General features: G+C 67.3%; 1 protein-coding gene. It reads left to right on the top strand.

What is annotated here, in order from left to right; genetic code table 11:
- Positions 1-168: 168 nt before the first annotated feature.
- Positions 169-966 (top strand): transposase family protein, encoded by a 798-nt coding sequence (locus W5W_RS14320; RefSeq protein ID WP_017193826.1) that lies wholly within the window; start codon positions 169-171, stop codon positions 964-966.
- The last annotated feature ends 9 nt before the right edge of the window (positions 967-975 follow it).

The following is a 975-nucleotide window of genomic DNA, read 5'->3' as shown; positions in this document are numbered from 1 at the left end:
ATGAGGTTTTCTCATCGGGGGTGATGGTGCTCGTGCCGTGAGTGTTGTGATGGCGGGGAAGGGCAGGTCGGGCCGGGGTGGGGTGGGGTGTGTCGGAGCAGGGGCACGCGGAGCCGTGCGGCAGAGTTGTTTTCGACCAAGAAAACCTGCCCGCAAGAAAGGCTCCGCGTGCTGTCCTATCGTGCCACTCTCGACGTTCCCATCGCCACTGTGCGCACCATCAGCGGCTGGTTGACCGCTCACCGTCGCGCCTACGACATCCGCCCGCATCAGCGGGCCTGCACGACCTGGGGCCAGGCCGTTCTGGTGCTGCGGTGGCTCAAGGACGGCACCGATGTGCGGACCCTGGCCCGCGACGCCGGGGTCTCGCAGGCCACCGGCTACCGCTACCTGCACGAGGCCTTGGAGGTGGTCGCCCAACGATCCCCCGAGATCACCGACGTCCTGGACAGGCTCCGCCGGGACGGCGAGCCGTTCGTCTGCCTGGACGGGACCCTGGTCCGCACTGACCGGGTCGCCGCTCGCACCCAGGCCAGCAACCACTTGTGGTACTCCGGTAAGCACAGGGCCTTTGGCGGCAACGTGCAGGTCCTGACCGATCACACTGGTTTTCCGGTGTGGACCGCTCCGGTGGAGCCCGGCTCGACCCATGACATCACCGCCGCGCGCACCCACGCCCTGCCGGCGCTGTACCGGGCGGCTTCGCTGGGGCTGCCCACGCTGGCGGACAAGGGCTACACCGGAGCGGGCATCGGCATCAAAGTCCCTGCCAAGAACCCGCACCCCGACCCCGACACCAGATGGCGCAACGAGCTGATCAGCTCAATGAGGGCTCCCGCCGAGAGGGCCAACGCCCTGATCAAGCACTTCAAGGCCCTCACGCACGTCACCCTCGATCCCAGAGCCATCACCACGATCGCCGCCGCAGCCCTGGTCATCCTCACCCTCCACAAAGGCATCTGGTGAGAAAACCTC

The sequence above is a fragment of the Actinomyces massiliensis 4401292 genome (genome assembly GCF_000269805.1).
GTDB lineage: Bacteria > Actinomycetota > Actinomycetes > Actinomycetales > Actinomycetaceae > Actinomyces > Actinomyces massiliensis.
Note: the sequence above shows the minus strand (reverse complement) of the source record. Positions and strands in the feature narration are given on the sequence as shown.